The organism is Xanthobacter tagetidis (assembly GCF_003667445.1).
GTDB lineage: Bacteria > Pseudomonadota > Alphaproteobacteria > Rhizobiales > Xanthobacteraceae > Xanthobacter > Xanthobacter tagetidis.
In genome coordinates, this window is the sequence record NZ_RCTF01000005.1 from 188,590 (window position 1) to 213,279 (window position 24,690).

The window sequence follows — 24,690 nt, forward strand, 5'->3', positions numbered from 1 at the left end:
TGAACCCTTGAAATCCCAAGGGAAGTAGCGCTTTAGTTGGATCAAATATCCAATTCGGAGCGTCGATATGCGCGTCGCAAGCGCGGCAGCCGAACCGGGCGGAAATTCGCTTCCCGATATCGTTTACGGGCAGATCCGCCGGGCGATCCTCACCGGGGAGATGCCGCCTGGCTATGTGCTGCGCCAGGAGGAGCTTGCCCAGAAGCTCGGGATCAGCCGGGTCCCGCTGCGCGAGGCGCTGCGTCGGCTTGAAACCGAGGGGATCGTCGTCCTGCGGCCGCGCCGCGGCTACGCCGTCGTTTCGCTGAGTCCGGAGGAGATCAGGGAGATCTTCGAGCTGCGCGCGGTGATCGAGGCCCATGCCGGCGAGATCGCCGCGCAAAGGCGAACCGACGACGACATCGCGGCCGTCAAGGCCTCGCTCGAAGCCATGGATCGCCTCGCGGTGAACACGCCCGGCAAGGTCGACAAGTGGCTCGACGTCCATGCCCGCTTTCACAGCGACCTGTTCGCAAGCGCCCGCAGAAGCCACGCGTCGCGCGTCGTCCGCACCCTCGGCGACCTGGTGGAGCCCTACATACGGATCGAGGTGCTCTTCACGAAGGACGTCATCGAGGCCCAGCGCGAACATCACGAGATGTACCAGGCCCTGGTCGATGGCGACGGCGACCGGCTGCGCGATCTGTGCAAGTCGCATTGCCTGCACACGGCCCAGCGCCTCCAGCGCGCGCTCGATGTCTCGCGCCGGGTCGGCGGTTCGCGGTCCGCACCGCGGCTCATCTCGCCTTAGAGGCGCCCCTCTCACCGCGAAGGCGGTGCCTTTGCGGCCCAACCATGAGCGGAATTCCGGCAGCCTGGATGCCCGAAGCGCCCAGGCGGCCGGATGCGCCGACGCTCAGAGCGCGGCGATGGTCTGCACTTCCACCAGGAACGGCTCCTTCACGAGGCGATCCACCATGAGCAAGGTGTTCGGCGGATACTTTCCATCCGGAAACATCTTGGGGAATTCACGGGTGCGGAAGTCCATGAACTTCGGGATGTCCTGGGAGTGGACCAGATAGGTCGTGAACTGAACCACGTTGCTCCAGTCGGCCCCGGCCGAGCGCAGGGCGGCCTCGACGTTCTTGAACACCTGGGTGCACTGGGCGTTGAAGTCGCCCTCGCCGACGATGTTGTCCTGGGAATCGCCGGACAGCATGCCGGCGATGAACAGAAACTCCGACGCCTTCACGCGCGTGACATGGGTGTATTGACCCATCGGCGTGCCGAGATCGGTGGGGTTATAGATCGATATGTCAGCCATTGTTTCCTCTCAGGGGGCTAGGAGATCGGATTTTCGAGGCTGCCGATGCCGTCGACCTCGATGCGGACGATGTCGCCGGCGTGCAGGTAGCGCGGCGGCTTGAAGCCGATCCCCACGCCGGCGGGCGTGCCGGTCGCGATCACGTCGCCGGGCTCGAGCGTGATCGAGCGGCCGACGGTCCGGACCAGGGTCGGGATGTCGAAGATCAGGTCGCGCAGGCGAGACTCCTGCCGCTTCTCGCCATTGACGAACGTGCGGATGCCGGGCGTCGCCAGGTCGCTCATCTCGTCGGCGGTGACGATGACCGGGCCCATGGGGGCGAAGGTGTCGATGCCCTTGCCGAGCAGCCACTGCTTGTGCCGGCGCTGAAGCTCGCGGGAGGTCACGTCGTTGAGCAGCGTGTAGCCGAAGACGAAACCCATGGGATCGTCTCCCTCCGCCACCCGCCCGCCGCGGCCGATGACCACCGCCAGTTCCGCCTCGTAGTCGACCGAGTCGTAAGGATCGAGGTCGGAGCGGATGGCCTCTTCAGGACCGATCACGGACGACGGCGGCTTGCTGAAGAAGATCGGATATTCGGGAATCTCGCTGCCGCCGACGGCCCCCGAATCGAACCCGCTGCCGCCGAATTCGGCGGCATGCTCGCGGTAGTTCTTGCCCACGCAGAAGATGTTGCGAGGCGGGCGCGGGATCGGGGCAAGGATGGTCGCGCCTGCGGCCGGGCGCACATGACTGCCCCCGGCGCCGAGTTCGGCGATCCTCGCCCGGCGGTCGGCGAAGTTGGTGATGAGATCGATCATGTCGGCGGCGAGGCCGGCGGCGGTCAGGTCGATGAACCCGCCCTCCCCCTGCACCAGCGCGACGCCCTCCCGGCCGTCATCTCTAAACGTAGCGAGCCTCATAACTCTGTCCTTGTTTGTCTTGTGTTCTGGTCAGACGGCGACCCTGAGGGACGCGCACGCGCCGCCGCGCCAGCCTGGCGCGCGGAACTCAGGGCTTGAGCGGGACGAGGTGGATCCGGTCCGCGGGAACATCGACGGTGAAGGTCTCGCCCGTCGTGAGAGCGGCGTGTCGGCTGAGCGCGGTGCAATCCACGAACGCCCGTTCCCCGCTGGGGATGATCGCAAGCTCGGCAAGGCTTGACGCGCCGTGAAAATACACGGCCTCCAGCCGGGCCTCGAAGCTCAGCCCCGCTCCCGCTCCTTCCGGCGACGTGCGCAGGGTGGCGTCCTCAGGCCGGAAGAACACGTTCGCGGTCTTCTGCGCGGCGACGGGCAGCGGCCGCGGGACCTGGACCTCCCTGCCGAGGCAGGAGAGCCGGCAATGGTTGGCGCCTGCCTCCAGGACGGCCGCCTCGGTAAGCGTGCCACGGCCGATGAAGCGGGCGACGAAGGGCGTGGCAGGGCGGGCGTAGAGTTCCGCCGGCGCGGCGCACTGCTCCACCCGCCCGGCGCACATCACGGCAACCCGGTCCGACATCAGCAGCGCCTCTTCCTGGTCGTGGGTCACGAACACGGTGGTGATGCCGAGCTCCTGCTGCAGCCGACGCACCTCGTGCTGAAGCTCCTCCCTCAGCTCTCGGTCCAGTGCACTGAACGGTTCATCCAGAAGCAGAATGTCTGGCTCCACGACGAGCGCCCGAGCCAGGGCGATGCGCTGCTGCTGCCCGCCGCTGAGGCTGCGGGGAGAGCGGTCGGCGAACGCCTCCATATGGACCATTGCGAGGGCGCGCTTCACCCTGGCCTCGCGCTCCACCTTGGCGACGCCGCGCATCTTGAGCCCGTACCCGACATTGGCGGCCACGTTCATGTGCGGGAACAGCGCATAGGCCTGGAACATCATGCCGATCCGGCGGTGTTCCGGCGCGAGGTTCTCCACATGCCGGCCGCGGATTCTGATCGAGCCTTCGCTGACGTCCTCGAAGCCCGCCACCATCATCAATGTGGTGGTCTTGCCGCAGCCGCTGGGACCGAGCAGGGAGATGAATTCGCCTTCGGCGATGTCGAGATCGAGCCGATCCACCGCGACCGAGCTGCCGAAGATCTTGCTGACGCGGGCGAGCTGCAGGCCTGGAACGTTCACGAGACGCCTCCCTGGTTTGCCGCGCGCACGGCAAAGGTCACGAAGACGGCGATCACGAGCAGCTGGACGATGGAAAAGGCAGCGACGCTGGGGTCGAAATTGTACTGCATGTAGTTGAACACCGCGACGGGCATGGTGATGTTGTCGGAGGTCGTGACAAACAGAGAGATCGGGATGTTCACGATCGAGACGATGAAGGTGAACGCCGCGCCGGCGCGCACGCCGGGGGCCATCAGAGGCAGCGTCACCGTCACGAAGGCCCGGAGCGGAGAAGCTCCGAGGCTTCGCGCCGCCTGCTCGTAAACCGTCGGCAGGCCCGCCAGCACGGCCACCGAAGTGCGCAGCACGTAGGGCGCGCCGATCACCGAGTGGCCGAAGATCAGCGTCCAGATGGACAGGCCGAGGCCGAACCAGTTCCACAGCAGCAGGAGCGCCACGCCGAACACGATCCAGGGCACGGTGAGCGACGACAGGCAGAGCGCGTAGAGCAGCTCGCGCCCGGGGAAGCGGCGGCGCACGATCAGCATCGCCGCCGGCACGCCCACCAGGAGCGCGATGCCGGTGGAGACGAACGCGACGATCAGGCTGTTCTGGAACGACGTCGCGAAGGTGGGATTGGCCCAGACGGCCGAATACCACCTCAGCGTGAAGCCGCTGGGCGGGAAGCTGATGTATTCGGCCGAATCGAACGAGGCGACCAGCACGATGAACAGCGGAAAGATGAGGACCAGCGACAAGACGAGCGCATATGCGCCGAGAATCCTGCCACCCCAGTCCCGCCGCGCGCGCGTGCTCATGGCTGCCCAGCGCCCCGCAAAGGATTGAAAAAGCGCAGCTGGATTGCGAGCACGGCCAGCGCGAGCGCGGTCAGCGTAATGGCGAGCACCGCACCGGCCGGCCAGTCGTTGGCGACCGTCATCTGCTCCCAGATTGCCACCGGCAGCATCACCGTCCCGGTGCCGCCGAGAAAGAGCGGAATGACGAAGGCGCCGCAGCTCTGCATGAACACGATCAGCATGCCGGCGGCCACGCCCTCAAGGCTGAGCGGCAGGGTGACCGTGGCGAAGGCCCGCGCCGGCGAGGCGCCGAGGCTGCGGGCAGCGCGCTCAAGCAGCGGGTCGATGCCGCGCAGGACGCTCTCGATCGGCAGGAGCATGAAGGTGAAGCTCACATGCACCAGGCCGATCGCCACCGCCGTCACGCCATAGACCAGCGACACGGGCTCATTGGTGATGCCGAGCCCCTGCAGCACCGCATTGATGACGCCGGTCTTGCCGAGCATGATCAGCCAGCCGATGGTTAGCATGTTCATGCCCACCGCGAGCGGCGTGAAGGAGACCAGGAAGGCGAGCCCGCGCCAGCGCGACCGGCTGCGGGCGAGGAAGAGGGCCATCGGATAGGCCAGAAGCGCGTTGAAGACCGCGATCGCCGCGCTCACGACGAGCGTGAAGACGATGACGCGCCAGACATAGGGCGACTGGAACTGCGCCACGTACTTGGCGATGGACAGACCCGACGCGAAGGGCCGCTGGCCCGTGCCGTCGCCGAGGCTCACGCCAAGCACCAGGACGAGCGGCAGCACGTATCCCACCAGCATGAGGCCGGCGAGCGGCATGCCCAGAAGGGCATGCCGCTGCGCACGGAACCTTGGCCTGCGGGAAGCGACGGCAGCCTGACTGGCTCCGGTCGCCGTGCTCATCCGCGGATCTCCGCGTTCCAACGCTCGATGATGGAGGGGGTGACCTTCGCGAGACCGCGCAGGTTCGGGATCACGCCTTCGGAAGCCGGCATGATGCGCGCCGCCGAGGCCTCCGGGAACACCACCTTCCGATTGGTCGGCGTGTACTGGATCGTCTTGTAGTAATCCAGCAGCGGCGCAGGATCGAGCAGGGTGTTGACCCATTCGAACGCCACCGCGCTCTTGTCGGTCTTCACCACCTGGGCCGGAACCAGCGAAAACAGCGACGTGGGCTTCAGGCGGCGGAAGTCCAGGAACTGCGCCCCCGAATCCATCATCGCATAGACGCGGCCGTCCCAGAGCCAGCCGATGTCCGCCTCGCGCGACAACGCCAGGCGCTCGGCCTCGATTGCGGTGGCCCAGAACTTGGTGATGTAGGGCTTCACCTTGCGCAGGGCCTCGAAGGCCGGGTCGAGGTTGTCCAGGCTGCCGCCCATGGTCGAAGCCAGATGCCAGACCAGCTCCGGAGTCCAGGCATAGGAGATGTCCGGCAGGGTGACGTTGCGTCCGAATTCGCCCTTGCCGGCACGCTCGAGGAACTCGGGCCAGCTCTGCGGCGCCTGCGTGATCTTGGTCTTGTTGAAGAAGACGCCGGAGGCGCCGTACTGGTACGAAACGCCGAAAGAATCCCAGGGCTCATAGAATTGCGCCGGCACGTCCTTGAGGTTCGGCACCAGTTCCGGGGTGAGCTTCAGCACCAGTCCCTTGTCCATCAGCGACTGGGCGAGGAGCTCGCTGTTGTCTACCGCGTTCAGCGGCGGATTGGAGGGCTGCCCCTCGATCTGCGCCGTCCATTGCGCCGGACCGCCGGAGACGATCTTCACCTCGTATCCGGTCCTCTTGGTGAACAGAGGCGCGAAGTGCGTGCGGATGGACTGCTCCCACCGGCCGCCGAGGCTGGTGACGATCAGCGTCTTGTCCTGCGCCATCACCAGGCTGGGACGCGTGGCCAGCGCACCGGCCGCCGCGGCGCCGGCCATGAACGAGCGACGTGATACCTTCATTTTTAAACCCTCTGGTTGTTGATGTTTATTTATAACGCTTAAGACACCACATTCTGGATACAATCTCCAGAGGGTCGGCGCTTTTTTCTGCGGGCCATGCATCCTAAATGTCGCCCCGGCATGGCTGCTGCAACGGCCGCGCCAAGTCGTCTCGCGCCAAGCCGTCTCGCGACAAGCCGTCTCGCGTCAGGCAGGCGCTGCCTGGAAAGCCAGGGGTGCGATCCGATCGACGCGCGCGCTCCCGGCGATGGGTCCCGACCACTGGCCCGCACACCAGGGAGCCGCGGCCTTTCTGGCCTCGCCGGCTGGCAACGGCTGCTCATGATCGAGGCACTGCCTGCCCAGCCGCGGGCGGTGCCGGCCAGGCCCTGCGCCTGAGGATGCCGCCAGCGGCGGGCGCCCCAACGCCCCTTGCGGAGACGCAGCCGATCCGCTACCCCTACTAAAAAGCATATAAAACTTACTCATGAGTTTTGTCGGCATATGCCGGCAGAACCGAAGAGCATGGTGGGAGGAAAAGACATGGCATGGTGCAGAACGGGAAGCCGGACCCTTGTCGCCGGTGTCGGCATGGCGCTGGCGGCGCTCGCGCCCCACGGCGCGGCACTGGCGCAGGCACCGGTGAAGATCGGCGTGGTGGAAGGCCTCAGCGGGCCGCCGGCGATCGTCGATTTCGGCGAGAGCTACCTCCAGGGCATCAAGCTCGCGCTCGAGGACTACAAGGCCAAGGGGGGCAAGACGCCCATCGAGCTCGTCATCTATGACGACGAGGCGAACCCGCAGCGCGCGGTCTCCGTGGTCCAGCGCCTGATCCAGAACGACGGCGTCGCCGGCGTCATCGGCACCGTCTCCAGCGGCAACGTGATGGCCTTCGCCCCGGTGCTCCAGCGCGCGGGCGTGCCGCTCATCGCCGGCCCCTCCGCGGCCACCGACATCACCACCAAGTTCATCGACCAGAAGCCCAGCTTCATCTTCCGCTGCTCGATGATCGAGAAGTACCAGATCGACGCGATCCTCGACTGGGCGGTGAAGAATTACAAGAAGATCGGCCTGCTCCACTCCACCACCGGCTACGGCAACTTCGCGGCCCAGGAGGCCACCGCGGGCCTCAAGGCACGCGGCGTCACGCTCGCAGCCGTGGAAGCCGCCGCGCCTGGCGTCAACGACCTGACGCCGCAGATGATCAAGATGCGCGACGCGGGCGTCGAGCTGATCCTGCACTTCCACGAATCGTTCGAGCTGCCCTACCGCCCGCTGCCGCGGCTCGACTACAAGCCCGTCTTCGCGGGCAATTGGGGGCTGTCCTCGCTGAAGGTGAAGGACATCGTCGGCGTCGAGGCGATCCAGGGCACCGCCATGGGCCAGGCGCTGGACCTGTCCGACCCCAAGGCGCAGACCTTCAACAAGCGCATGACCGAGAAGTACGGCAAGGACTACCGCTGGCCGGTGGTGGCCGCGCTCGGATACGACGCAGGGCAGATCATGTTCGCCGCCGTGGACAAGGTGGGCGCGTCGGATCCCGCAAAGCTGCGCGACGCCATCGAGGCCATCGACAATGTGCAGGCGGTCTCCGCCACACCGGCGAAGCCCTTCAGCCCCACCGACCATGAATGCCTCGGCCAGGGCGACATCTTCCTCGGCATCTGGAAGGGCGACACCGTGGTGCCGGCGCCGAAGTAGCGCCGAAGCGGCCGGGCGCAAGCCCGGCCGACCGCGCGGACGACGGCGCCCTCAGAGCCCGCGCGGAAACCCAAGATCGGGCCCCGGCCCGGCCATGGCGGCCAGCGTGGACGAGCGGCGCCATGAAGGGCGCCGAACTTGGCACTTCCCAAGAGGCCTCAGGCCTGCGGCTTCGCCTTGGCGCGCCCGGCCTTCGACGTCCCGGCCCCGGAGGGCCGGGATTTCGCCGCCCGCGGCTGGGAGGCCGCGGGAGCCGCAAGCCCGGAGATCAGCAGAGCGGCAAAGCTCTCCATGATCTCCTCGGGGGTGTTGGGTCCGGAGTCCCGGTACCAGGCGGGAATCCAGTTCACGACGCCGAGGGCGAACAGGCTGGCGAGCTTGGGATCGCAGGAGCCGATGGAACCGTCCGCCACGCCCAAGGTGATCAGTTCCTTGGTGGCGGCACTGATGCGCTTGCGGCGCGCGACCACCATCGCGCGATCATCCGGCATGAGGGAGTCGACGTCGGTCAGCACCGGGCAGTTGCCGAGATCGCCGAAGATGCCTTCCATGTAGCGCCGCAGATAGATGATGAGCTTTTCGAGGCCGGTGCCGTCATGGGCGGCGGCCAAAGCAAGACCTGCCTCGCCATTGTCCATCGCCACCTGATGGCAGGCGTAGAGCAGTTCCTGCTTGCTCTTGAAATACTGGTAGAGCGTCGGCTTCGACACGCCGAGCACGGACGCCACGTCGTCCATCGACGTGTTGGCAAAGCCGCGGCGATTGAAGGCGGAGGCGGCCACGCGAAGCACCGCCTCCCGCTTGCGGCGCCGCTGCTCGTCGCGGTCGAACGCTGCCCGTCCGGGTGCGGGGGCGCGGCTCGCCGTGCCGGAGGAGGTGTCACTCATGAACGGCGCATCCTGCTTGGGACGATCGAAGGCCGGACCTGACCGAAGGGACGTGTCGAGGCGCGGGATTGGGTAGCGAAAAACGGACAGACATGCTTGCACAAAACCACGAAAACAGCTAGCCTGACTTTCAAGTAAATATAACTACTAATTGGTAGGAAGCCCAATGAGCATTGCCACGCTCATCCTGCAGACCGCCCGGCGTCTGCCGGACAATCCAGCGGTCACCGACGCCGACGGCACCCTCACCTATGCGGCCTTCGCCGAGCGCTCAGCCCGCCTTGCCGGCGGCTTCAGGGCGGCCGGCCTTCCGCCCGGCGCCCGCGTGGTGCTCTACATGGAGAACACCGGGGCCTTCTTCGAATGCCTGCTGGGGTGCTGGATCGCCGGGCTGTGCGCCGTGCCGGTCAACGCCAAGCTGCATCCCCGCGAGGTCGCCGGCATCGCCGCCGATTCCGGGGCCGAGCTCCTCGTGACCACGCCCGGCCTGTTCGGCCCGCTCGCGGCCGAAGCCGGCGCCTTGCCGCCGCTGCGCGCGCTGGTTTCGACCGGGACCCGCGACTACGCCCACCTCGCCGGCGCCGCGCCCATCGCCTGCACCGATGCCGCCCCGACCGACCGCGCGTGGCTGTTCTACACCTCCGGCACCACGGGCAAACCCAAGGGAGCCATGCTCAGCCACCGCAACCTCCTTGCGATGAGCCTGGCCTATTATGCGGACATCGACGCCGTCGACGCGGACGACACCCACGTCACCTGCGCGCCGGTCTCCCACGGTGCCGGGCTCTACAGCCTGCCCTTCCTCCTGAAGGGCGGCCGGCAGGTGGTGCTGCCGGGCTTCGACGTCGAAGACGTTCTGGCCGCCATCGCCCGGTACGGCAAGGTCAGCCTGTTCGCGGCGCCCACCATGCTGACGCGGCTGGTGAACCACCCGGCGGCGCTCACCGCGGACTTCACCAACCTGAAGACCATCTATTATGGCGGCGCGCCCATGTACGTCGCCGACCTCAAGCAGGCCTTGCGCCTCATCGGCCCCAAGCTGTGCCAGATTTTCGGCCAGGGCGAGACGCCCATGACCATCACCGCCTTGCCCAAGGCGATGCATCTGGGTGCGGACGGCGCTCCCGCCGCGGACGAGGTGCTCGGATCGGTCGGCTATCCGCGCTCCGGCCAGGAGGTGCGCGTGGTGGACGAGGTGGGCCGCGACCTGCCGGCCGGCGAGATCGGCGAGGTCATCACCCGCAGCGACTGCGTGATGGAAGGCTACTGGAACAACCCCGACGGCACCGCGGCCGCCTTGCGTGACGGCTGGCTCTATACCGGCGACGTCGGCAGCCTCGATGCCAAGGGCTGCCTCACGCTGCGCGACCGCTCCAAGGACCTCATCATCTCGGGCGGCAGCAACATCTATCCGCGCGAGGTGGAGGAGGTCCTGCTGCGCCATGCGGGGGTGCTCGAAGCCTCGGTGATCGGCGCGCCGCACCCCGACTGGGGCGAGGAAGTGGTGGCGTTCGTCGCCGTGCGGCCCGGCGCCAGCGTCGCGGAAACCGAACTCGACCAGCTCTGCCTCGACAACATCGCCCGCTTCAAGCGGCCGAAGCGCTACCGCTTCGAGGCGGCACTGCCCAAGAACAATTACGGCAAGATCCTCAAGACCGAGCTGCGCCGCCGGCTTGCCGAAGAGAAGGGAGAAGCCTCATGAGGCCCGTCTTCGTCGCCGGCATCGGCTCCACTGCGTTCGGCCGCCATCCCGGCACCGCGATCGAATCCCTCGCCATCCGCGCCGCCGATGCCGCGATCCGCGAATCCGGCCTCGACCGAGGCGATATCGGCGCGCTCTATCTCGGCAATTTCGTCGCCGGCCCGCTGCTGGGCCAGGAGGTGCTGGCGGGGCTGGTGGCGGACGGGCTCGGCCTGCCGCAGATCCCCTGCACCAAGGTGGAGGGCGCCTGCGCCTCGGGCGGCATCGCGTTCCGCCATGCCTTCCTGGCGGTGGCGACCGGCATGTGCGACATGGCCCTGGCCGTGGGGGCGGAGAAGATGACCCACGCCGACACCGCGGCCGTGACCTCTGCGCTCAACTGCGCCATGGACTTCCGCAGCGACGGCGTCAGCGGGCTCACCTTCCCCGGCCTGTTCGGCCTCGCCTGGCGGCTCTACGAGGATCGCTACGGCGCCACCCGCGACGACATCTCCGCCGTGGTGCGCAAGAACAAGGGCAACGGCCTCAAGAATCCGCTCGCCCAGATGGGCGCGGACCTCACCACGGAGGAGATCGGCGCGGCCCGGCTCATCTGCGACCCGCTTCGCCTGTATGACTGCTGCCCGGCGAGCGACGGCGCGGCGGCGGTGCTGCTGGTCAGCGCCGACCGCCTGCGCGACATCGCGCCGGCGCCGGTCGAGGTGCTCGCCTCGGCCCAGGCGCGCGGCAGCGCCCGCATCGCCGGCCATCCGGACCTGTGCACCTTCGAGGCGACGGTCGCCGCCGCGCACGGCGCCTATGCGCAGGCGGGGATCACCGCCGAAGACGTGAGCTGCGTGGAGCTGCACGACTGCTTCTCCATCGCCGAGATCATCGACGCCGAGGACCTCGGCCTGATGCCGCGCGGCGCCGGCGCCGCCTATGCCGCGGAGGGGCGCACCGCGGTGGGGGGCGACAGGCCGATCAATGCCAGCGGCGGACTGCTCGCCAAGGGCCATCCGGTGGGCGCCACCGGTCTCGGCCAGATCTATGAGAGCGTGCTCCAGCTGCGCGGCACCCACCCCAACCAGGTGCAGGGCGCGCGGATCGCCCTCACCCACAATCTCGGCGGCACCGGCGTCGCCTGCACCGTCAACATCCTGCGCGCCACCGACGCCTGATCGGTCGCGCCACCCAGCATCGGAACAGATTCATGGGCGATATTCGCTGCGACCGCCACGGCAAGGTCTGGCTCATCACCATCGACCGTCCGTCGGTCATGAACTCCCTCGACTTCGCCGCCAACGATGACCTGGTGGAGGTGTTCCGCGACTTCGACCGCGACGACAGCGCCCATGTGGCGGTGGTCACGGGGGCGGGCGACAAGGCCTTCTGCGCCGGAGCGGACCTCAAGTCCTACACGGTGAACTTCGCCCGCACGCCGGCGCCGGAATTCCGCACCCGCTACACCAACGGGCCGGGCTTCGGCGGCATCACGCGCTCGGTGGAGATCGACAAGCCGATCCTCGCCGCGGTGAACGGCTTCGCCATCTCCGGCGGGTTCGAGCTGGCGCTCGCCTGCGACCTGCGGTTCTGCGCGCCCAATGCGGAGTTCGCCTTGCAGGACGCCAAATGGGGCTTCCACGCCTGCGATGGCGGCCTGATCCGCCTGCCGCAGATCGTCGGGCTCGGCCATGCCATGGAGATCATCCTCTCGGGCGAGCGGGTGAATGCCGAGCACGCGTTCCGCATCGGCCTCGTCAACCGCGTCGTGCCGGCGGAGGAACTGGTCGGCTTCACGCTCGACTATGCGCAGATGCTGGCCAAGCGCTCGCCGCTGTCCCACCGCTTCGCCAAGGAGGTGATGCGCCGCGCCGTCGGCATGCCCATGGGCGAGGCGCTGCGGCTCGAATCCCGCTCCTTCTTCGACCTTGGCCAGAGCCAGGACATCGTCGAGGGCACCACCGCATTTCGCGAGAAGCGCGAAGCCGACTTCCAGGGGCGCTGAGCGCCCACCACCAGGATCCCGCCGTTCCATGACCTTGCCGTTTTCCAACCCGCCCGACGTGGAGATCCTGCGCTGCGCCGCGTGCGGCCAGCTCGATCCGGGTCCGCGCGAGCTTTGCCCCACCTGCTTCAGCCCGCGCATGGAACAGGTTGCCGTTGCGGGCCGCGGCGTGCTCGTCTCCTGGACGCTGGTGCGCCGCCCGCCCTCGCGCTTCCAGGCGGACGGCCCCTATGCGGTCGCGGTGGTCGATCTCGACTGCGGCGTGCGCCTGACCGGGCGCCTCGCCGAGGTGCCCAACGACGAAGCCGGGGCGCCCGCGCTCGGCGCCCGCATGCGCCTCAGCGGCGGCACGGCAGGCATGGCTCTGTTCGCGCCCGAACCTGAGGACCTTTGACCCGACCGAAAAGAGGCCGGCGCAAGACCGGTCGGAACAGCCTTTCAAGGGAAACACCGCCGATGAATTCGCCCGAGAGTTCGACCATGTCCAAGCCTCGGCCTTCGCGACGCCCGGCAGGTGCGCCGTGACGCTGGTCAACTTCTTCCAGCTCCTGGTGAGCGGCATCGCCATGGGCGCCATCTACACGATCACGGCCAAGGGCCTGTTCATCACCCATCTCGCCACCCATCGGCTGAACTTCGGCCAGGGCGACTTCCTGATGGTGGGCGCCTTCGCCTCCATCGGCATGCTCGCGGCCGGGGTTCCGGCGCCTCTCGCCGTGCTCGGCGTCCTGGTCCTCATGGGGGTGCTCGGCTATCTGCTGGAGCGGTTCGCCATCCGCCCGCTGGACCGGCTGGGCGACCGCGCCGGCGCCTATTCCTGGGTCCTCACCACCGCCGGCGCGGCGCTGATCCTTCAGAACATCGTCGAGCTGGGCTTCGGCAAGTCGGCGCAGTACGCGCCGCCGCTGTTCTCCAAGACCCGCGACAACGTCATCAACATCCTCGGCGTCGGCATCTTCTTCGAGGAGGCGGCGATCATCATCGCCGCCTTCCTCATCGTCGGCGCCTTCTACTGGTTCCTGTTCGGCACGCGCTGGGGCAAGGCCGTCTACGCGGTCGCCTTCAATCCCGAGGCGGCCTCCCTGTTCGGCATCGATGTGCGCGGCGTCGTCGTGCTGGTGTTCGTGCTGGCCGCCCTGATGGCGGGCATCTCCGGCGTGCTGGTGGGGCCGCTGGTCTCCGTGCATCCCCACATGGGACTGATCTTCACCATCAAGGCGCTGGCGGTGGCGGCGGTCGGCGGGTTCACCAACCCGGTCGGCATTCTCGTCGGCGGCCTCCTGTTCGGCGTCGCCGAGGCGTTCTCGAACTATTGGGACAGCGCCTTCGGCGATCTCTATCCGCTCCTGTTCGTCATGGCCCTCCTCGCCTTCCGCCCCTCCGGGCTGTTCGGCGAGCGGCGCGCCGACGTGCGCTGAGGAGACCGAGATGCCACGCATTCCCCGCCTCCTGGCCTATGCCCTCGCCGCCGGCGTGATCGCTGCCTTTCCGTTCCTCGCGCCGAACCCCTTCTTCGTGCATGTGGGACAGACGTTCGCCTACACCGCGATCGCGGTGATCGGCCTCAACATCCTGCTCGGCCTGTCGGGACAGATGTCGCTCGGCCACGGCGGCTTCTATGCGGTGGGGGCCTATGCCTCCGCCATCCTCGCCACCACCTATGGCTGGCCGCTGACGCTCTCCATGGCGGCGGCGCTCGGCGCGAGCCTCGTCACTGGCGTCCTGGTGGGGGCGGTGGCGCTGCGCACGCGCGGGCTCTATCTCGCCATGGCGACCCTGGCCTTCGGCTTCATCGTCGAGATCATCGCCCAGCGCTGGATCAGCGTCACCGGCGGCACCATGGGCATCATGGGCGTGCCGCAGATCGACTTCGGCAATTTCCGCATGGGGCCGACCTATTTCTTCTGGTTCGCCGCCGGCCTGCTGCTGATCGTGCAGATCGCCAGCGACTATGTGTTCGGCTCGTCCATCGGCCGCCGGCTGAACGCGGTGAAGGAGAGCGAATCCTTCGCCGCGACGGTGGGCCTCAACGTGCCTCTGTGGCGGCTCGGCGTGTTCGCGGCGAGCGCGGCGCTCGCCGGGCTTGCGGGGATGCTGTTCTCGCACCAGAGCGGGTTCGTCTCGTCCGACGCCTTCAGCATCCGCCTCACCATCTCGCTGCTCATCGCCACCGTCATCGGCGGGCTGGGGCGCTCGGCCGGCCCGCTGCTCGGCACCGCGATCCTGATCGCCATCGCCGAGGCCATCGCCGCGGTCCACGACATCGGCCTGATGCTCTATGGCGGCATCCTGCTGATCGTCCTTCTGGTCTTCCCCGAAGGCGCCATCGGGCTCCTCGGCCGCCGGCGCGCCCCCTCGCACGCCGCGCCGCAGGGCGGGCCCGCGTTCCAGCCGCACCGCGCCGAGCGCGACGGCGCCGGCGGGCGGCTTGAGGTGGAGGGGGTCACCAAGAGCTATGCCGGCGTCGTGGCGCTGCGCGACGTGACGCTCGCGGTGGAACCGGGCACCATCCATGCCCTCATCGGCCCCAATGGCGCCGGCAAGTCCACCTTCATCAACGTGGTCGCCGGCCTCTATGCGCCCACCGCCGGCCGCATCCGCATCGGCGGCACGGACGTCACCTCCCTGCCGGCGCACCGCCGCGCGCGCCTTGGCTTGGTGCGCACGTTCCAGAACCTGCAGCTGATCCAGAGCGTGAGCGTCATCGAGAACGTGATGCTGGGCATGGAGCGGCAGCGCAGCCTTGCCGGCGACGTGCTCGCCTTCCTCGGCGGCGCCGGCCATGAGGCACGCGAGCGGGCGGAGGCCGCCGCCATCCTCGCCTTCCTCGGCATCGGCGAACTGGCGGACATGCGGCCCAAGGACCTGTCCTACGGCCACCGCAAGCTCGTGGAGCTGGCGCGCGCCATCGCCCAGAAGCCGGCCATCCTGCTGCTGGACGAGCCGGTGGCGGGCGTCAATCCGCAGGAGGCGCGCGAGGTGGCCCGCATCGTGGCGAAGCTGAGGGACGCCGGCATCAGCGTCCTCCTGGTGGAGCACAACATGGAGTTCGTGATGGGCCTCGCCGACCGGGTGACGGTGCTCGACTTCGGCAACCGCATCGCCTGCGGCACGCCGGCGGAGGTGCAGAAGGACCCGAACGTCATCCGTGCCTATCTCGGCGCTGCGGAGGACGCGGCATGATCGAGGTGGAGAACATCAAGGTCGCCATCGGCGCGGTGGACATCCTCCACGACGTCTCGCTGCGGCTTGAGCCGGGGCGCCTCGTGACGGTGATCGGCGCCAATGGCGCGGGCAAGACGACGCTGCTGCGCACACTCTCCAATGTCGTCACCCCGCATGCCGGGACGATCCGCTTCGACGGCCGGCCGACCGCCGGCATCAAGCCCCATGTGCTGGCCCGCGCCGGCCTCGTGCACGTGCCGCAGGGCCGGCAGATCGTCCCCGGCCTCTCGGTGCGGGACAATCTGGTGATCGGCGCCGACCGCGTCGCCGGCCTCGACCGGGACGCGATCGCCGCGGGGCTGGAGCGGGAGTTCGCGCGCTTCCCGGTCCTCAAGGAGCGCCAGCACATCCCCGGCGGCAACCTCTCCGGCGGCGAACAGCAGATGCTGGCGGTCAGCCGCGCCCTGATGATGCGGCCGAAGGTGCTGCTGCTGGACGAGCCCTCCCTCGGCCTCGCGCCGCAGGTGGTGACGACCATCCTGAAGGCCCTGCGCGGCCTCGCCGACGACGGCCTCGCGGTGCTGCTGGTGGAGCAGCTCGCGCTGCTCGCGCTGAGCATCGCCGACGAGGCCCACGTGCTGCAGCGCGGGCGGGTCGCCCTCAGCGGACCGGCCCGCGACCTGCGGAAGGACCGGGCGGTGATCGAGAGCTATCTGGGCTAGAGCACGCGCCGCTCGGCTTGCCCCGCAAGCGGAGCGGACAGCGTGTTCTCTGCCACCAATTGGGAGGGCTGGCCGGCGCTCCGGAAGACGGCGGCAGCGCGGCCTGAACTCGGCCGCGGCGGCGCCGTCCGGGCGATCCCTTCGGCGTGCGAAGATGCGCCGCCCCAGCGCTCCCGCTTGCCCCTCCCCGGCCACGCCCGGCATTGTCAGGCCCATCGTCAGGCGCATCGGCTTGCTGAACCGTGAGAACCCCCTTGAGCGTTCTCCAGGCCGCAGTTCGCGCCACGGCCACCCATCGACGATGCCCGCGGCGCCGCCTTACGCGCGCTTTATGCGGTCCGTGCCAATCCACCTATCCGCTTTATGCGCGCGAGGCGTAGCTCCGGTCTGTCAGAACCGGAGTTCGTCATGATTGCCGACCTTTCCTTCCTTGCCGGGGGGCTTGCGCTGTTCGCCCTGGCGTCCCTCGCCGTCCACGCCGCCGACCGGCTGTAGGAGGCGCGCCATGTCGTTCGACCTCGCCATCGGCCTCGTCACGGCCGTCGTCCTGTTCGCCTACCTGCTCGTGGCGCTGCTGCGCCCCGAGCTGTTCTAGGGAGGGCACCGTGGACAACGATCTGCTCCAGTTCGCGCTGTTCTTCGCGCTCCTCATCGCCATCGCGGTGCCGCTCGGCGCCTATATGGCGGCCACCTTCGCCGGCGACGTGCGCTTCCTGGCGCCAGTCGAGACCGCGCTGCTGCGCGCCGCCGGCACCGCGGCAACGACGGAGCAGCGCTGGACCAGCTATGCGCTCGCGCTGCTCGCCTTCAACGCGGCCGGGTTCGCGCTGCTGTATCTCGTGCTGGTATTCCAGGATGTGCTGCCGCTCAACCCGCAAGGCTTTGCCGGCCTTCCCGCGCATCTCGCCTTCAACACCGCCATCTCGTTCGTGACCAACACCAACTGGCAGTCCTATGGCGGGGAGACGACGCTCTCCAACTTCAGCCAGATGGTGGGGCTCACCACGCAGAACTTCGTCTCCGCCGCCGCCGGCATGGCGGTCGCGGCGGCGGTGGCGCGCGGGCTTGCCGCCCGCCAAAGCAAGGCGATCGGCAATTTCTGGGTCGATCTGACCCGCGCCACCCTCTACATCCTCCTGCCCGGCGCGATCGTTCTGGCGCTGGTGTTCGCCGTCTGCGGCATGCCGCAGACCCTGGCGGCGGCGTTCGACGCCACCACGCTGGAGGGCGGCCGGCAGACGCTCGCCGTCGGGCCGGTGGCGAGCCAGGTTGCCATCAAGCAGCTGGGCACCAATGGCGGCGGCTTCTTCAACGTGAACTCCGCCCATCCGTTCGAGAACCCGACTGCGCTCACCAACTTCCTCTCGACGCTGGCCATCCTCGCCATCCCGGCGGCCTTCTGCTTCACCTATGGCCGCATGGTGGGCGACCGGCGGCAGGGGCGGGCGCTGTTCGCCGCCATGGCGCTGCTGTTCGTCGCGGGATTTGCCGCGATCTATGCCGCCGAGCAGGCCGGCAACCCGCTGCAGGCGGGGCTGGTGGATGCGGGCACCGGCAACATGGAGGGCAAGGAGGTGCGCTTCGGCGTGCTCGGCTCCACCCTGTGGGCGAGCGCGACCACCGCCGCCTCCAACGGCTCGGTCAACGCCATGCACGACAGCTTCACGCCGCTCGGCGGGATGGTCGCCATGCTGAACATCCAGCTCGGCGAGGTGGTGTTCGGCGGGGTCGGCGTCGGGCTGACGGGCATGCTGCTGTTCGTGATCCTCGCCGTGTTCCTGGCGGGGCTCATGGTGGGCCGCACGCCGGAATATCTCGGCAAGAAGATCGAGGCGCGGGAGGTGAAGCTCGCCGCGCTCACGCTCCTCGTCATGCCGCTCGGCGTGCTGGTGCTCGCCGCGCTCGCAATCGCCGCCGGCACGGCGCAGGCCTCGGTGCAGGATGCCGGGCCGCACGGCCTCTCCGAGCTGCTCTACGCCTATTCCTCCGCCACCGGCAACAACGGCTCGGCCTTCGCCGGCTTCTCCGCCAACACCGCCTGGCACAACACGTTCCTCGGCATCGCCATGATGCTCGGCCGGTTCGGATACATCATCCCCGTCCTCGCCATCGCCGGGAGCCTCGCGGCCAAGAAGACGGCGCCGGCCACCGCCGGCACCTTCCCCACCCACGGCGCGCTGTTCGTCGTGCTGCTGCTCGCCACGATCCTGATCGTCGGCGCGCTCACCTTCCTTCCGGTCCTCGCCCTCGGCCCCATCGCCGAGCAGGTCTCCCTGATCGCCGGCCGGACCTTCTGAGGCGTCCCATGAGCAAGCATTCCCCTGCCGAATACGGCCTCCTCGCGCCCGAGATCGCCGGCCCCGCGGCGATCCAGGCCTTCCGCAAGCTCGATCCGCGCAGCCTTGCGCGCAACCCGGTGATCTTCTCCACCGCCCTGGTCAGCCTCGTCGCCACCGTGCTTGCGGCGCGCGAGGCGATGGCCGGCGGGCCGAACGCCTTCATCGGCATCCAGATCGCCGTGTGGCTCTGGTTCACGGTGCTGTTCGCCAACTTCGCGGAAGCGGTGGCGGAAGGGCGCGGCAAGGCGCGGGCGGATGCGTTCCGCGCCACCAAGTCCGCCGCCAAGGCCAAGGTGCTCGCAAGCCTCAAGGACCGCACCGCCGTCAGCGCCCGCGACATCGCCCGCGTCGAGGTCGGCGAACTCATCCTCGTGGAGGCGGGCGACACCATCCCCACCGACGGCGAGGTGATGGAGGGCGTCGCCTCGGTGGACGAGAGCGCCATTACCGGCGAGAGCGCGCCGGTGATCCGCGAATCCGGCGGCGACCGCTCGTCCGTCACCGGCGGCACGCGGCTCGTGTCCGACTGGCTGGTGGTGCGCGTGACGGCGCGGCCCGGCGAGACCTTCCTCGACCGCATGATCGCGCTGGTGGAAGGCGCCAAGCGCCAGAAGACGCCCAACGAGATCGCCCTCGACATCCTGCTCGCGGGCCTGACCCTGGTGTTCCTGCTGGTGGTGGTGACGCTGCCCGCCTTCGCGTCGTGGTCCGGCACGCAGGTTCCCGTGATCTATCTGGTGGCGCTGTTCGTCACCCTCATTCCGACCACCATCGGCGGCCTGCTCTCGGCCATCGGCATCGCCGGCATGGAGCGCCTGGTGAAGGCCAACGTGGTGGCGAAGTCCGGCCGCGCGGTGGAGGCGGCGGGCGACATCGACGTGCTGCTGCTGGACAAGACCGGCACCATCACCTTCGGCAACCGCATGGCCGATGCGTTCGAGCCGGCGCCCGGCGTCAGCGAGCGGGAGCTGGCGGACGCCGCCTTGCTCGCCTCGCTGGCCGACGAGACGCCGGAAGGAAAGTCCATCGTGGAGCTGGCGCGCCGCCGCTTCGACCTCGCGCCGGCGCCGGAGGCGGACGCCCAATTCGTCCCCTTCAGCGCGCACACCCGCATGTCCGGTGTCGACCTGCCCGGCGGGGAGGCGATCCGCAAGGGCGCGTCCGATGCCATGGCGGCGCTCTCCGGCGCGCCGCTCAGCCCGGCGGTGGACCAGATCGTCAAGCGCATCGGCTCGTCCGGCGGCACCCCGCTGGTGGTGGCGCGGGACCGGCGCGTGCTCGGCGTCATCCACCTCAAGGACGTGGTGAAGCCCGCCATCCGCGAGCGCTTCGCCGAACTGCGCCGCATGGGCATCCGCACGGTGATGATCACCGGCGACAATCCGCTGACCGCCGCCGCCATCGCCGCCGAGGCGGGGGTCGACGACTTCCTCGCCGAGGCGACGCCGGAGCGGAAGCTGGAGCTGATCCGCCGCGAGCAAAGCGAGGGCCGGCTGGTGGCCATGTGCGGCGACGGCTCGAACGACGCGCCCGCGCTCGCCCAGGCCGACGTCGGCGTCGCCATGAACACCGGCACCCCGGCCGCCAAGGAGGCTGGCAACCTGATCGACCTCGACAGCGACCCCACCAAGCTCATCGAGATCGTGCTGGTGGGCAAGCAGCTCCTGATCTCGCGCGGGGCGCTCACCACCTTCTCGGTGGCGAACGACGTGGCGAAATACTTCGCCATCCTGCCGGCCTTGTTCCTCGCGGCCTATCCGGGCCTCGGCGTGCTGGACGTGATGGGGCTGGGAAGCCCGCAATCGGCCATCCTGTCCGCCGTCATCTTCAATGCGCTCGTCATCGTGGCGCTCATTCCCATCGCCCTGAAGGGGGTCCGCTACACGCCCGCCTCCGCCTCCGCGCTGCTGCGGCGCAACCTGCTCGTCTACGGGCTCGGCGGGCTCGTGGTTCCCTTCATCGGCATCAAGGCCATCGACCTCCTGGTCGATCTGCTGCACCTCGCGTGAGAGGAGACACGACGATGACCAGCTTGCTTCGCCCCGCTCTGGTGCTCCTGGCCCTGTTCACGGCGCTCACCGGCATCGCCTATCCGCTCGCCGTCACCGGCATCGCGCAGGTCGCGGTCCCCGGTGCGGCCAACGGCTCGCAGGTGACGGTGGCGGGCCGGGTAGTGGGCTCGGCCCTTGTCGGCCAGGCCTTCGCCACGGATCGCTATTTCCACGGGCGGCCCTCCGCCACCACGGCGCCCGACGCGCAGGACGAGGCCAAGACGGTGGACAGCCCCTACAACGCGGCAAGCTCCACCGGCTCGAACCTCGCGCCCAGCTCGGCCGCGCTCGCCGAAGCCGTGAAGGCGCGGGCCGCGGCGCTGGGCGGCGGGCCGGTGCCGGCCGATCTCGTCACCGCCTCCGCCTCGGGCCTCGATCCCGACATCTCGCCCGCGGCGGCGGCGTTTCAGGCGTCCCGCGTAGCGCGGGCGCGCGGCCTGCCCGAGGACGAGGTGCGCGCGCTGGTGAAGCGCAATACCATGGGCCGCACCTTCGGCGTCCTGGGCGAGCCCCGCGTCAACGTTCTGGCGCTCAACCTCGCGCTCGATGGCCTGAAGCGGTGACGGACGAGGCGTAGACAGATGCCGCCCACCCCCGAGGAGCGTCCCGCGCCCGAAGCCTTCCTGGAGGCGGCGCGGACGGAGGATCGCGGCCGCGGCGGGCCGGGGCGCCTGAAGGTGTTCCTCGGCGCCTCGCCCGGCGTCGGCAAGACCTTCGCCATGCTGGAGGAGGCGCGCGCGCGCCAGCTCGCCGGCGTGGACGTGGTGGTGGCGCTGGTGGAGACGCACGGCCGCGCCGAGACCGCCGCGCTCCTGCGCACGCTGGAGCAGCTGCCGCGCCGCGCGGTGGACTACCGCGGCCAGAGCCTGAGCGAACTGGACCTCGACGCGCTGCTCGCGCGCCGGCCGACGCTCGCCCTCATCGACGAGCTGGCCCACACCAACGCCCCCGGCTCGCGCCACCCCAAGCGCTGGCAGGACGTGCTGGAGGTGCTGGACGCCGGCATCGACGTGACCACCACCCTCAACATCCAGCACATCGAGAGCCTCAACGACATCGTCTCGCGCATCACCGGCGTGCGGGTCGCCGAGACGGTGCCGGACCATGTGCTCCAGCGCGCCGACGACATCGAGCTGATCGACCTGCCGCCCGAGGAGCTCATCAAGCGCCTCAAGGACGGCAAGGTCTATGTGCCGCAGCAGGTGGGCCGCGCGCTGGAGAACTTCTTCTCCAAGGGCAACCTCACGGCGTTGCGCGAACTCGCGCTGCGCACGGCGGCGAGCCGGGTGGACGCGGAAATGCTCGCCTACATGCGGGCCAATGCCGTGCCGGGGCCGTGGCCCACGGAGGAGCGCCTGCTGGTCTGCGTCAACGAGGCGCCGGTGGCCAAGGCGCTGGTCCGGGCCGGGCGGCGAATGGCGGACCGCGCCCGCATCCCGTGGATCGTCGCCACCGTCCTGACCCCGCGCCACGAGACGCTGCCGCCGCAGGCCCGCGCCGCGACCAAGGAGGCGCTGCGCCTCGCCGAGACGCTGGGGGCGGAGAGCGTCACGCTCCACGCGGACTCCGACGCGGTCGCCGAGCTGCTGCGCTTCGCCCGCAGCCGGAACGTGACCCGCGTGGTGATCGGCCGGCCGCGGACTCACGGCACGTGGTGGCGCAAGCTCGCCGGCCTCCTGCGCGAGCCGGTGGCCGACCGCCTGCTGGATGCGGCCACCGACTTTGAGGTGACGGTCGTCACCGCCCACGGCCCGCCCGACCGTCCCGGCCGGGCGCGCTGGCCTGCGGTGCGGCCGGAGTGGCGCGGCTATGTGGCGGCGGCGGGGGCCATCGCTCTGGCGAGCCTGATCGCCTGGCCGATCGGCGTGTGGGATGCGATCCCCGGCGGGGCGATCTCCGCCATCTATCTCACCGCGGTGCTGGTGGTGGGCGCGAACTTCGGCCTCGGCGCCTCGCTGGTGGCCACCGCGCTCGGCTCCATGGCCTACAATTTCCTCTATACGGCGCCGTACTACACCCTCGCCGTGAGCAGTCCCGAGGATGTGGTCTCCATCCTGGTCTTCCTGGTGGGCGCGGTGTTCACCGGAACGCTCGCCGGCCGCCTCAAGGCGCAGGTGGAGAGCGTGCGGGCGGCCCAGCGGCGCACCGAGACGCTCTACGACTTCGCCCGCAAGATCGCCTCCGCCGGCAATGCCGACGACGTGCTGTGGGCCGGCGCCTACCATATCGCGGCGACGCTCGACTGCCGCTCGCTGATCCTGATGCCCGCCCCGTCCGGGGCGCTGGAGCAGGTGCAGGGCCATCCCTCGATCGAGGACCTCGACGCGCGCGCCGAGGGTGCGGCGCGATGGGCCTTCGAGCGCAACGAGCCGGCCGGATCCGGAACCGCCACCCTGCCCATGAGCGAGTGGCTGTTCGTGCCGCTCGCCGCGGGAGAACGGCCGCTGGGCGTGATCGGCGTGCGGTTCCGCGACCGCACGCGCAGCCTCGATCCCGAGACCCGCCGGCTCCTGCTCGCGGTGGAGGACCAGGTGGCGGTGGCGGTGGAGCGGGTGCGCCTTGGCGAGGAACTGGCGGACGCGCGGGTCTCGGCCGAAAGCGAGCGCCTGCGGGGCGCGCTGCTCAATTCCGTGAGCCACGATCTGCGCACCCCGCTCGCCACCGTCATCGGCGCCCTTTCCTCGCTCGCCGAGGATGCGGACGGGCTCGATGCCGAAGACCGCCGCGCACTACTCGGCACCGCCCTCGACGAGGCGCGCCGGCTCGACCGCTATGTGCAGAACCTGCTCGACATGACCCGGCTCGGCCATGGCGTGCTGCGCCCCAAGCGGGCGCCGGTGGAGCTTGCGGAGATCGTCGGCCGCGTGCGCGCCGACCTCGCCCGCATCCTCGCCGGCCACCGGCTGGAGACGGCGATCCCCCGCACTTTGCCCATGCTGGACGTGGACCCGGTGCTGATCGGCCAGGCGCTGACCAACGTGATCGAGAACGCTGCGAAATACGCGCCGCCGGGCACCGCCATCACCATCACCGCGCGGGCCGAGGGGCCGGATGCGCTGGTGTTCGTCAGCGATGCGGGGCCGGGCATTCCCGGCACCGAGCGCGAGAAGGTGTTCGACCTGTTCCACCGCGTCACCCAGGGCGACGCGCGGCCCGCTGGGACCGGGCTCGGCCTTGCCATCGTGCGCGGGCTGGTGGAGGCTCACGGCGGCTCGGCCAGCGCGCAGGAGGGGCCAGGCGGGCAGGGCGCGACCATCGTGCTGCGGCTGCCCTTGGCGGCTGCGCCCATCGATGACGGAACATGACCGAGCCTGCCGCATCCCCCGCCCGCATCCTGGTCGTCGAGGACGACGCGCCGATCCGCCGCTTCCTGAAGATCGCGCTCGGCTCGGGCGGCTATGAGGTCGCTGAGGCGGAGCGCGGGCGGCAGGGCATCGAGCTCGCCGCCACCTCGGCGCCGGACTGCGTGGTGCTCGACCTCGGCCTGCCGGACATGGACGGAAAGGCGGTGATCGCCGCCATCCGGGAATGGTCGCGCGTGCCCATCCTGGTGCTCTCGGTGCGCGACCAGGAGACCGAGAAGATCGCCGCGCTGGACGCGGGCGCCGACGACTACGTCACCAAGCCGTTTTCGGTCGGCGAGCTGCTCGCGCGCCTGCGGGCGCTCCTGCGCGCCCGGCTCGATCGCGCCGCCGAGCCCGCCGAGCAGGCCGTGGGTGCCCTGGTCGTCAATTTCGCGAGCCGCACGGTGCGGGTGGACCAGCGCGAGGTGAAGCTCACCCGCAAGGAGTTCGACGTTCTGGCGCTGCTGGCGCGCCATCCCGGCAGGCTGGTCGCCCATGGCCAGTTCCTCGCCACCGTCTGGGGTCCGGCCCACATGGATGACACCCACTATTTGCGCATCGCCATCGGCCACATCCGCGAGAAGCTGGGCGACGATGCAGCCGACCCGCGCTTCATCATCACCGAGCCCGGCGTGGGATACCGGCTGCGGGAGGGGTGACGCGGCGAAGGCCGGACGCGGAGCGGC

General features: G+C 69.4%; 22 protein-coding genes. 15 read left to right on the forward strand and 7 right to left on the reverse strand.

Annotated elements, in window-relative coordinates; all coding sequences use genetic code 11:
- The first annotated feature begins 67 nt into the window (after positions 1-67).
- Entirely contained in the window at positions 68-790 is a 723-nt protein-coding gene (locus D9R14_RS08350; RefSeq protein WP_121622861.1) for a GntR family transcriptional regulator, read from the forward strand.
- A 105-nt stretch (positions 791-895) separates the two neighbouring features.
- Here D9R14_RS08350 and D9R14_RS08355 read toward each other — a convergent pair whose 3' ends face one another.
- The 6 genes from D9R14_RS08355 to D9R14_RS08380 form a co-directional block, all read right to left on the reverse strand.
- Positions 896-1,303 (reverse strand): RidA family protein, encoded by a 408-nt coding sequence (locus tag D9R14_RS08355; RefSeq protein ID WP_121622862.1) that lies wholly within the window; start codon positions 1,301-1,303, stop codon positions 896-898.
- A 17-nt stretch (positions 1,304-1,320) separates the two neighbouring features.
- Complete coding sequence (locus D9R14_RS08360; RefSeq protein WP_121622863.1) at positions 1,321-2,205, reverse strand: fumarylacetoacetate hydrolase family protein; 885 nt, start codon at positions 2,203-2,205, stop codon at positions 1,321-1,323.
- A gap of 88 nt (positions 2,206-2,293) precedes the next feature.
- Complete coding sequence (locus D9R14_RS08365; RefSeq protein WP_121622864.1) at positions 2,294-3,385, reverse strand: ABC transporter ATP-binding protein; 1,092 nt, start codon at positions 3,383-3,385, stop codon at positions 2,294-2,296.
- Positions 3,382-4,182, reverse strand: a complete 801-nt coding sequence (locus D9R14_RS08370) for an ABC transporter permease (RefSeq protein ID WP_121622865.1) — start codon at positions 4,180-4,182, stop codon at positions 3,382-3,384. The genes D9R14_RS08365 and D9R14_RS08370 overlap by 4 nt, the downstream gene beginning before the upstream one ends.
- Complete coding sequence (locus D9R14_RS08375) at positions 4,179-5,084, reverse strand: ABC transporter permease (protein ID WP_170168551.1); 906 nt, start codon at positions 5,082-5,084, stop codon at positions 4,179-4,181. The genes D9R14_RS08370 and D9R14_RS08375 overlap by 4 nt, the downstream gene beginning before the upstream one ends.
- Positions 5,081-6,127, reverse strand: coding sequence for an extracellular solute-binding protein (locus D9R14_RS08380; RefSeq protein WP_170168552.1), 1,047 nt, complete (start codon positions 6,125-6,127; stop codon positions 5,081-5,083). Before D9R14_RS08380 ends, D9R14_RS08375 begins: the two co-directional genes overlap by 4 nt.
- A 522-nt stretch (positions 6,128-6,649) precedes the next feature.
- Here D9R14_RS08380 and D9R14_RS08385 point away from each other — a divergent pair.
- On the forward strand, positions 6,650-7,807 hold the full coding sequence (locus tag D9R14_RS08385) for an ABC transporter substrate-binding protein (protein ID WP_170168553.1): 1,158 nt from the start codon (positions 6,650-6,652) through the stop codon (positions 7,805-7,807).
- A 158-nt stretch (positions 7,808-7,965) separates the two neighbouring features.
- Here D9R14_RS08385 and D9R14_RS08390 read toward each other — a convergent pair whose 3' ends face one another.
- Positions 7,966-8,694 (reverse strand): TetR/AcrR family transcriptional regulator, encoded by a 729-nt coding sequence (locus tag D9R14_RS08390; protein WP_121622869.1) that lies wholly within the window; start codon positions 8,692-8,694, stop codon positions 7,966-7,968.
- A gap of 166 nt (positions 8,695-8,860) precedes the next feature.
- Here D9R14_RS08390 and D9R14_RS08395 point away from each other — a divergent pair, with 166 nt between their 5' ends.
- From D9R14_RS08395 to D9R14_RS08455, 13 genes are all read left to right on the forward strand, one after another.
- Positions 8,861-10,396: an AMP-binding protein gene (locus tag D9R14_RS08395; RefSeq protein WP_121622870.1), complete on the forward strand. Its 1,536-nt coding sequence runs from the start codon at positions 8,861-8,863 to the stop codon at positions 10,394-10,396.
- On the forward strand, positions 10,393-11,556 hold the full coding sequence (locus tag D9R14_RS08400; RefSeq protein ID WP_121622871.1) for a thiolase C-terminal domain-containing protein: 1,164 nt from the start codon (positions 10,393-10,395) through the stop codon (positions 11,554-11,556). Before D9R14_RS08395 ends, D9R14_RS08400 begins: the two co-directional genes overlap by 4 nt.
- Before the next feature lie 32 nt (positions 11,557-11,588).
- Positions 11,589-12,383: an enoyl-CoA hydratase/isomerase family protein gene (locus tag D9R14_RS08405; protein WP_121622872.1), complete on the forward strand. Its 795-nt coding sequence runs from the start codon at positions 11,589-11,591 to the stop codon at positions 12,381-12,383.
- Between the two features lie 28 nt (positions 12,384-12,411).
- Positions 12,412-12,777 carry a Zn-ribbon domain-containing OB-fold protein gene (locus tag D9R14_RS08410; protein WP_121622873.1) on the forward strand — a complete coding sequence of 122 codons (366 nt, stop codon included), beginning with the start codon at positions 12,412-12,414 and terminating at the stop codon, positions 12,775-12,777.
- A gap of 127 nt (positions 12,778-12,904) precedes the next feature.
- Positions 12,905-13,801 (forward strand): branched-chain amino acid ABC transporter permease, encoded by an 897-nt coding sequence (locus D9R14_RS08415; RefSeq protein ID WP_121622874.1) that lies wholly within the window; start codon positions 12,905-12,907, stop codon positions 13,799-13,801.
- A 10-nt stretch (positions 13,802-13,811) separates the two neighbouring features.
- Positions 13,812-15,566: a branched-chain amino acid ABC transporter ATP-binding protein/permease gene (locus tag D9R14_RS08420; protein ID WP_121622875.1), complete on the forward strand. Its 1,755-nt coding sequence runs from the start codon at positions 13,812-13,814 to the stop codon at positions 15,564-15,566.
- Positions 15,563-16,270 (forward strand): ABC transporter ATP-binding protein, encoded by a 708-nt coding sequence (locus tag D9R14_RS08425; protein WP_121622876.1) that lies wholly within the window; start codon positions 15,563-15,565, stop codon positions 16,268-16,270. Before D9R14_RS08420 ends, D9R14_RS08425 begins: the two co-directional genes overlap by 4 nt.
- A 505-nt stretch (positions 16,271-16,775) precedes the next feature.
- Positions 16,776-16,865: a K(+)-transporting ATPase subunit F gene (kdpF, locus tag D9R14_RS08430; RefSeq protein ID WP_121622877.1), complete on the forward strand. Its 90-nt coding sequence runs from the start codon at positions 16,776-16,778 to the stop codon at positions 16,863-16,865.
- A 10-nt stretch (positions 16,866-16,875) separates the two neighbouring features.
- Positions 16,876-18,567 carry a potassium-transporting ATPase subunit KdpA gene (kdpA, locus tag D9R14_RS08435; RefSeq protein WP_121622878.1) on the forward strand — a complete coding sequence of 564 codons (1,692 nt, stop codon included), beginning with the start codon at positions 16,876-16,878 and terminating at the stop codon, positions 18,565-18,567.
- 8 nt (positions 18,568-18,575) lie between these two features.
- A complete protein-coding gene (gene kdpB / locus D9R14_RS08440) occupies positions 18,576-20,618 on the forward strand; it encodes a potassium-transporting ATPase subunit KdpB (RefSeq protein WP_121622879.1) in 2,043 nt (680 codons plus the stop codon).
- A gap of 14 nt (positions 20,619-20,632) precedes the next feature.
- On the forward strand, positions 20,633-21,223 hold the full coding sequence (kdpC, locus tag D9R14_RS08445; protein WP_121622880.1) for a potassium-transporting ATPase subunit KdpC: 591 nt from the start codon (positions 20,633-20,635) through the stop codon (positions 21,221-21,223).
- 18 nt (positions 21,224-21,241) lie between these two features.
- Positions 21,242-23,965, forward strand: coding sequence for an ATP-binding protein (locus tag D9R14_RS08450; RefSeq protein WP_121622881.1), 2,724 nt, complete (start codon positions 21,242-21,244; stop codon positions 23,963-23,965).
- On the forward strand, positions 23,962-24,663 hold the full coding sequence (locus D9R14_RS08455; protein ID WP_121622882.1) for a response regulator: 702 nt from the start codon (positions 23,962-23,964) through the stop codon (positions 24,661-24,663). Before D9R14_RS08450 ends, D9R14_RS08455 begins: the two co-directional genes overlap by 4 nt.
- The last annotated feature ends 27 nt before the right edge of the window (positions 24,664-24,690 follow it).

Bases quoted from the DNA above. Each gene is read 5' to 3' on its own strand.
- D9R14_RS08400 (WP_121622871.1), top strand. From the start codon at position 10,393: ATGAGGCCCGTCTTCGTCGCCGGCATCGGCTCCACTGCGTTCGGCCGC.
- D9R14_RS08405 (WP_121622872.1), top strand. From the start codon at position 11,589: ATGGGCGATATTCGCTGCGACCGCCACGGCAAGGTCTGGCTCATCACC.
- D9R14_RS08370 (WP_121622865.1), bottom strand. From the start codon at position 4,182: ATGAGCACGCGCGCGCGGCGGGACTGGGGTGGCAGGATTCTCGGCGCA.
- kdpC (WP_121622880.1), top strand. From the start codon at position 20,633: ATGACCAGCTTGCTTCGCCCCGCTCTGGTGCTCCTGGCCCTGTTCACG.
- D9R14_RS08450 (WP_121622881.1), top strand. From the start codon at position 21,242: ATGCCGCCCACCCCCGAGGAGCGTCCCGCGCCCGAAGCCTTCCTGGAG.
- D9R14_RS08395 (WP_121622870.1), top strand. From the start codon at position 8,861: ATGAGCATTGCCACGCTCATCCTGCAGACCGCCCGGCGTCTGCCGGAC.
- D9R14_RS08355 (WP_121622862.1), bottom strand. From the start codon at position 1,303: ATGGCTGACATATCGATCTATAACCCCACCGATCTCGGCACGCCGATG.
- D9R14_RS08410 (WP_121622873.1), top strand. From the start codon at position 12,412: ATGACCTTGCCGTTTTCCAACCCGCCCGACGTGGAGATCCTGCGCTGC.
- D9R14_RS08350 (WP_121622861.1), top strand. From the start codon at position 68: ATGCGCGTCGCAAGCGCGGCAGCCGAACCGGGCGGAAATTCGCTTCCC.
- kdpF (WP_121622877.1), top strand. From the start codon at position 16,776: ATGTCGTTCGACCTCGCCATCGGCCTCGTCACGGCCGTCGTCCTGTTC.
- D9R14_RS08385 (WP_170168553.1), top strand. From the start codon at position 6,650: ATGGCATGGTGCAGAACGGGAAGCCGGACCCTTGTCGCCGGTGTCGGC.
- D9R14_RS08420 (WP_121622875.1), top strand. From the start codon at position 13,812: ATGCCACGCATTCCCCGCCTCCTGGCCTATGCCCTCGCCGCCGGCGTG.
- D9R14_RS08380 (WP_170168552.1), bottom strand. From the start codon at position 6,127: ATGAAGGTATCACGTCGCTCGTTCATGGCCGGCGCCGCGGCGGCCGGT.
- D9R14_RS08455 (WP_121622882.1), top strand. From the start codon at position 23,962: ATGACCGAGCCTGCCGCATCCCCCGCCCGCATCCTGGTCGTCGAGGAC.
- D9R14_RS08375 (WP_170168551.1), bottom strand. From the start codon at position 5,084: ATGAGCACGGCGACCGGAGCCAGTCAGGCTGCCGTCGCTTCCCGCAGG.
- D9R14_RS08425 (WP_121622876.1), top strand. From the start codon at position 15,563: ATGATCGAGGTGGAGAACATCAAGGTCGCCATCGGCGCGGTGGACATC.
- kdpB (WP_121622879.1), top strand. From the start codon at position 18,576: ATGAGCAAGCATTCCCCTGCCGAATACGGCCTCCTCGCGCCCGAGATC.
- D9R14_RS08360 (WP_121622863.1), bottom strand. From the start codon at position 2,205: ATGAGGCTCGCTACGTTTAGAGATGACGGCCGGGAGGGCGTCGCGCTG.
- D9R14_RS08390 (WP_121622869.1), bottom strand. From the start codon at position 8,694: ATGAGTGACACCTCCTCCGGCACGGCGAGCCGCGCCCCCGCACCCGGA.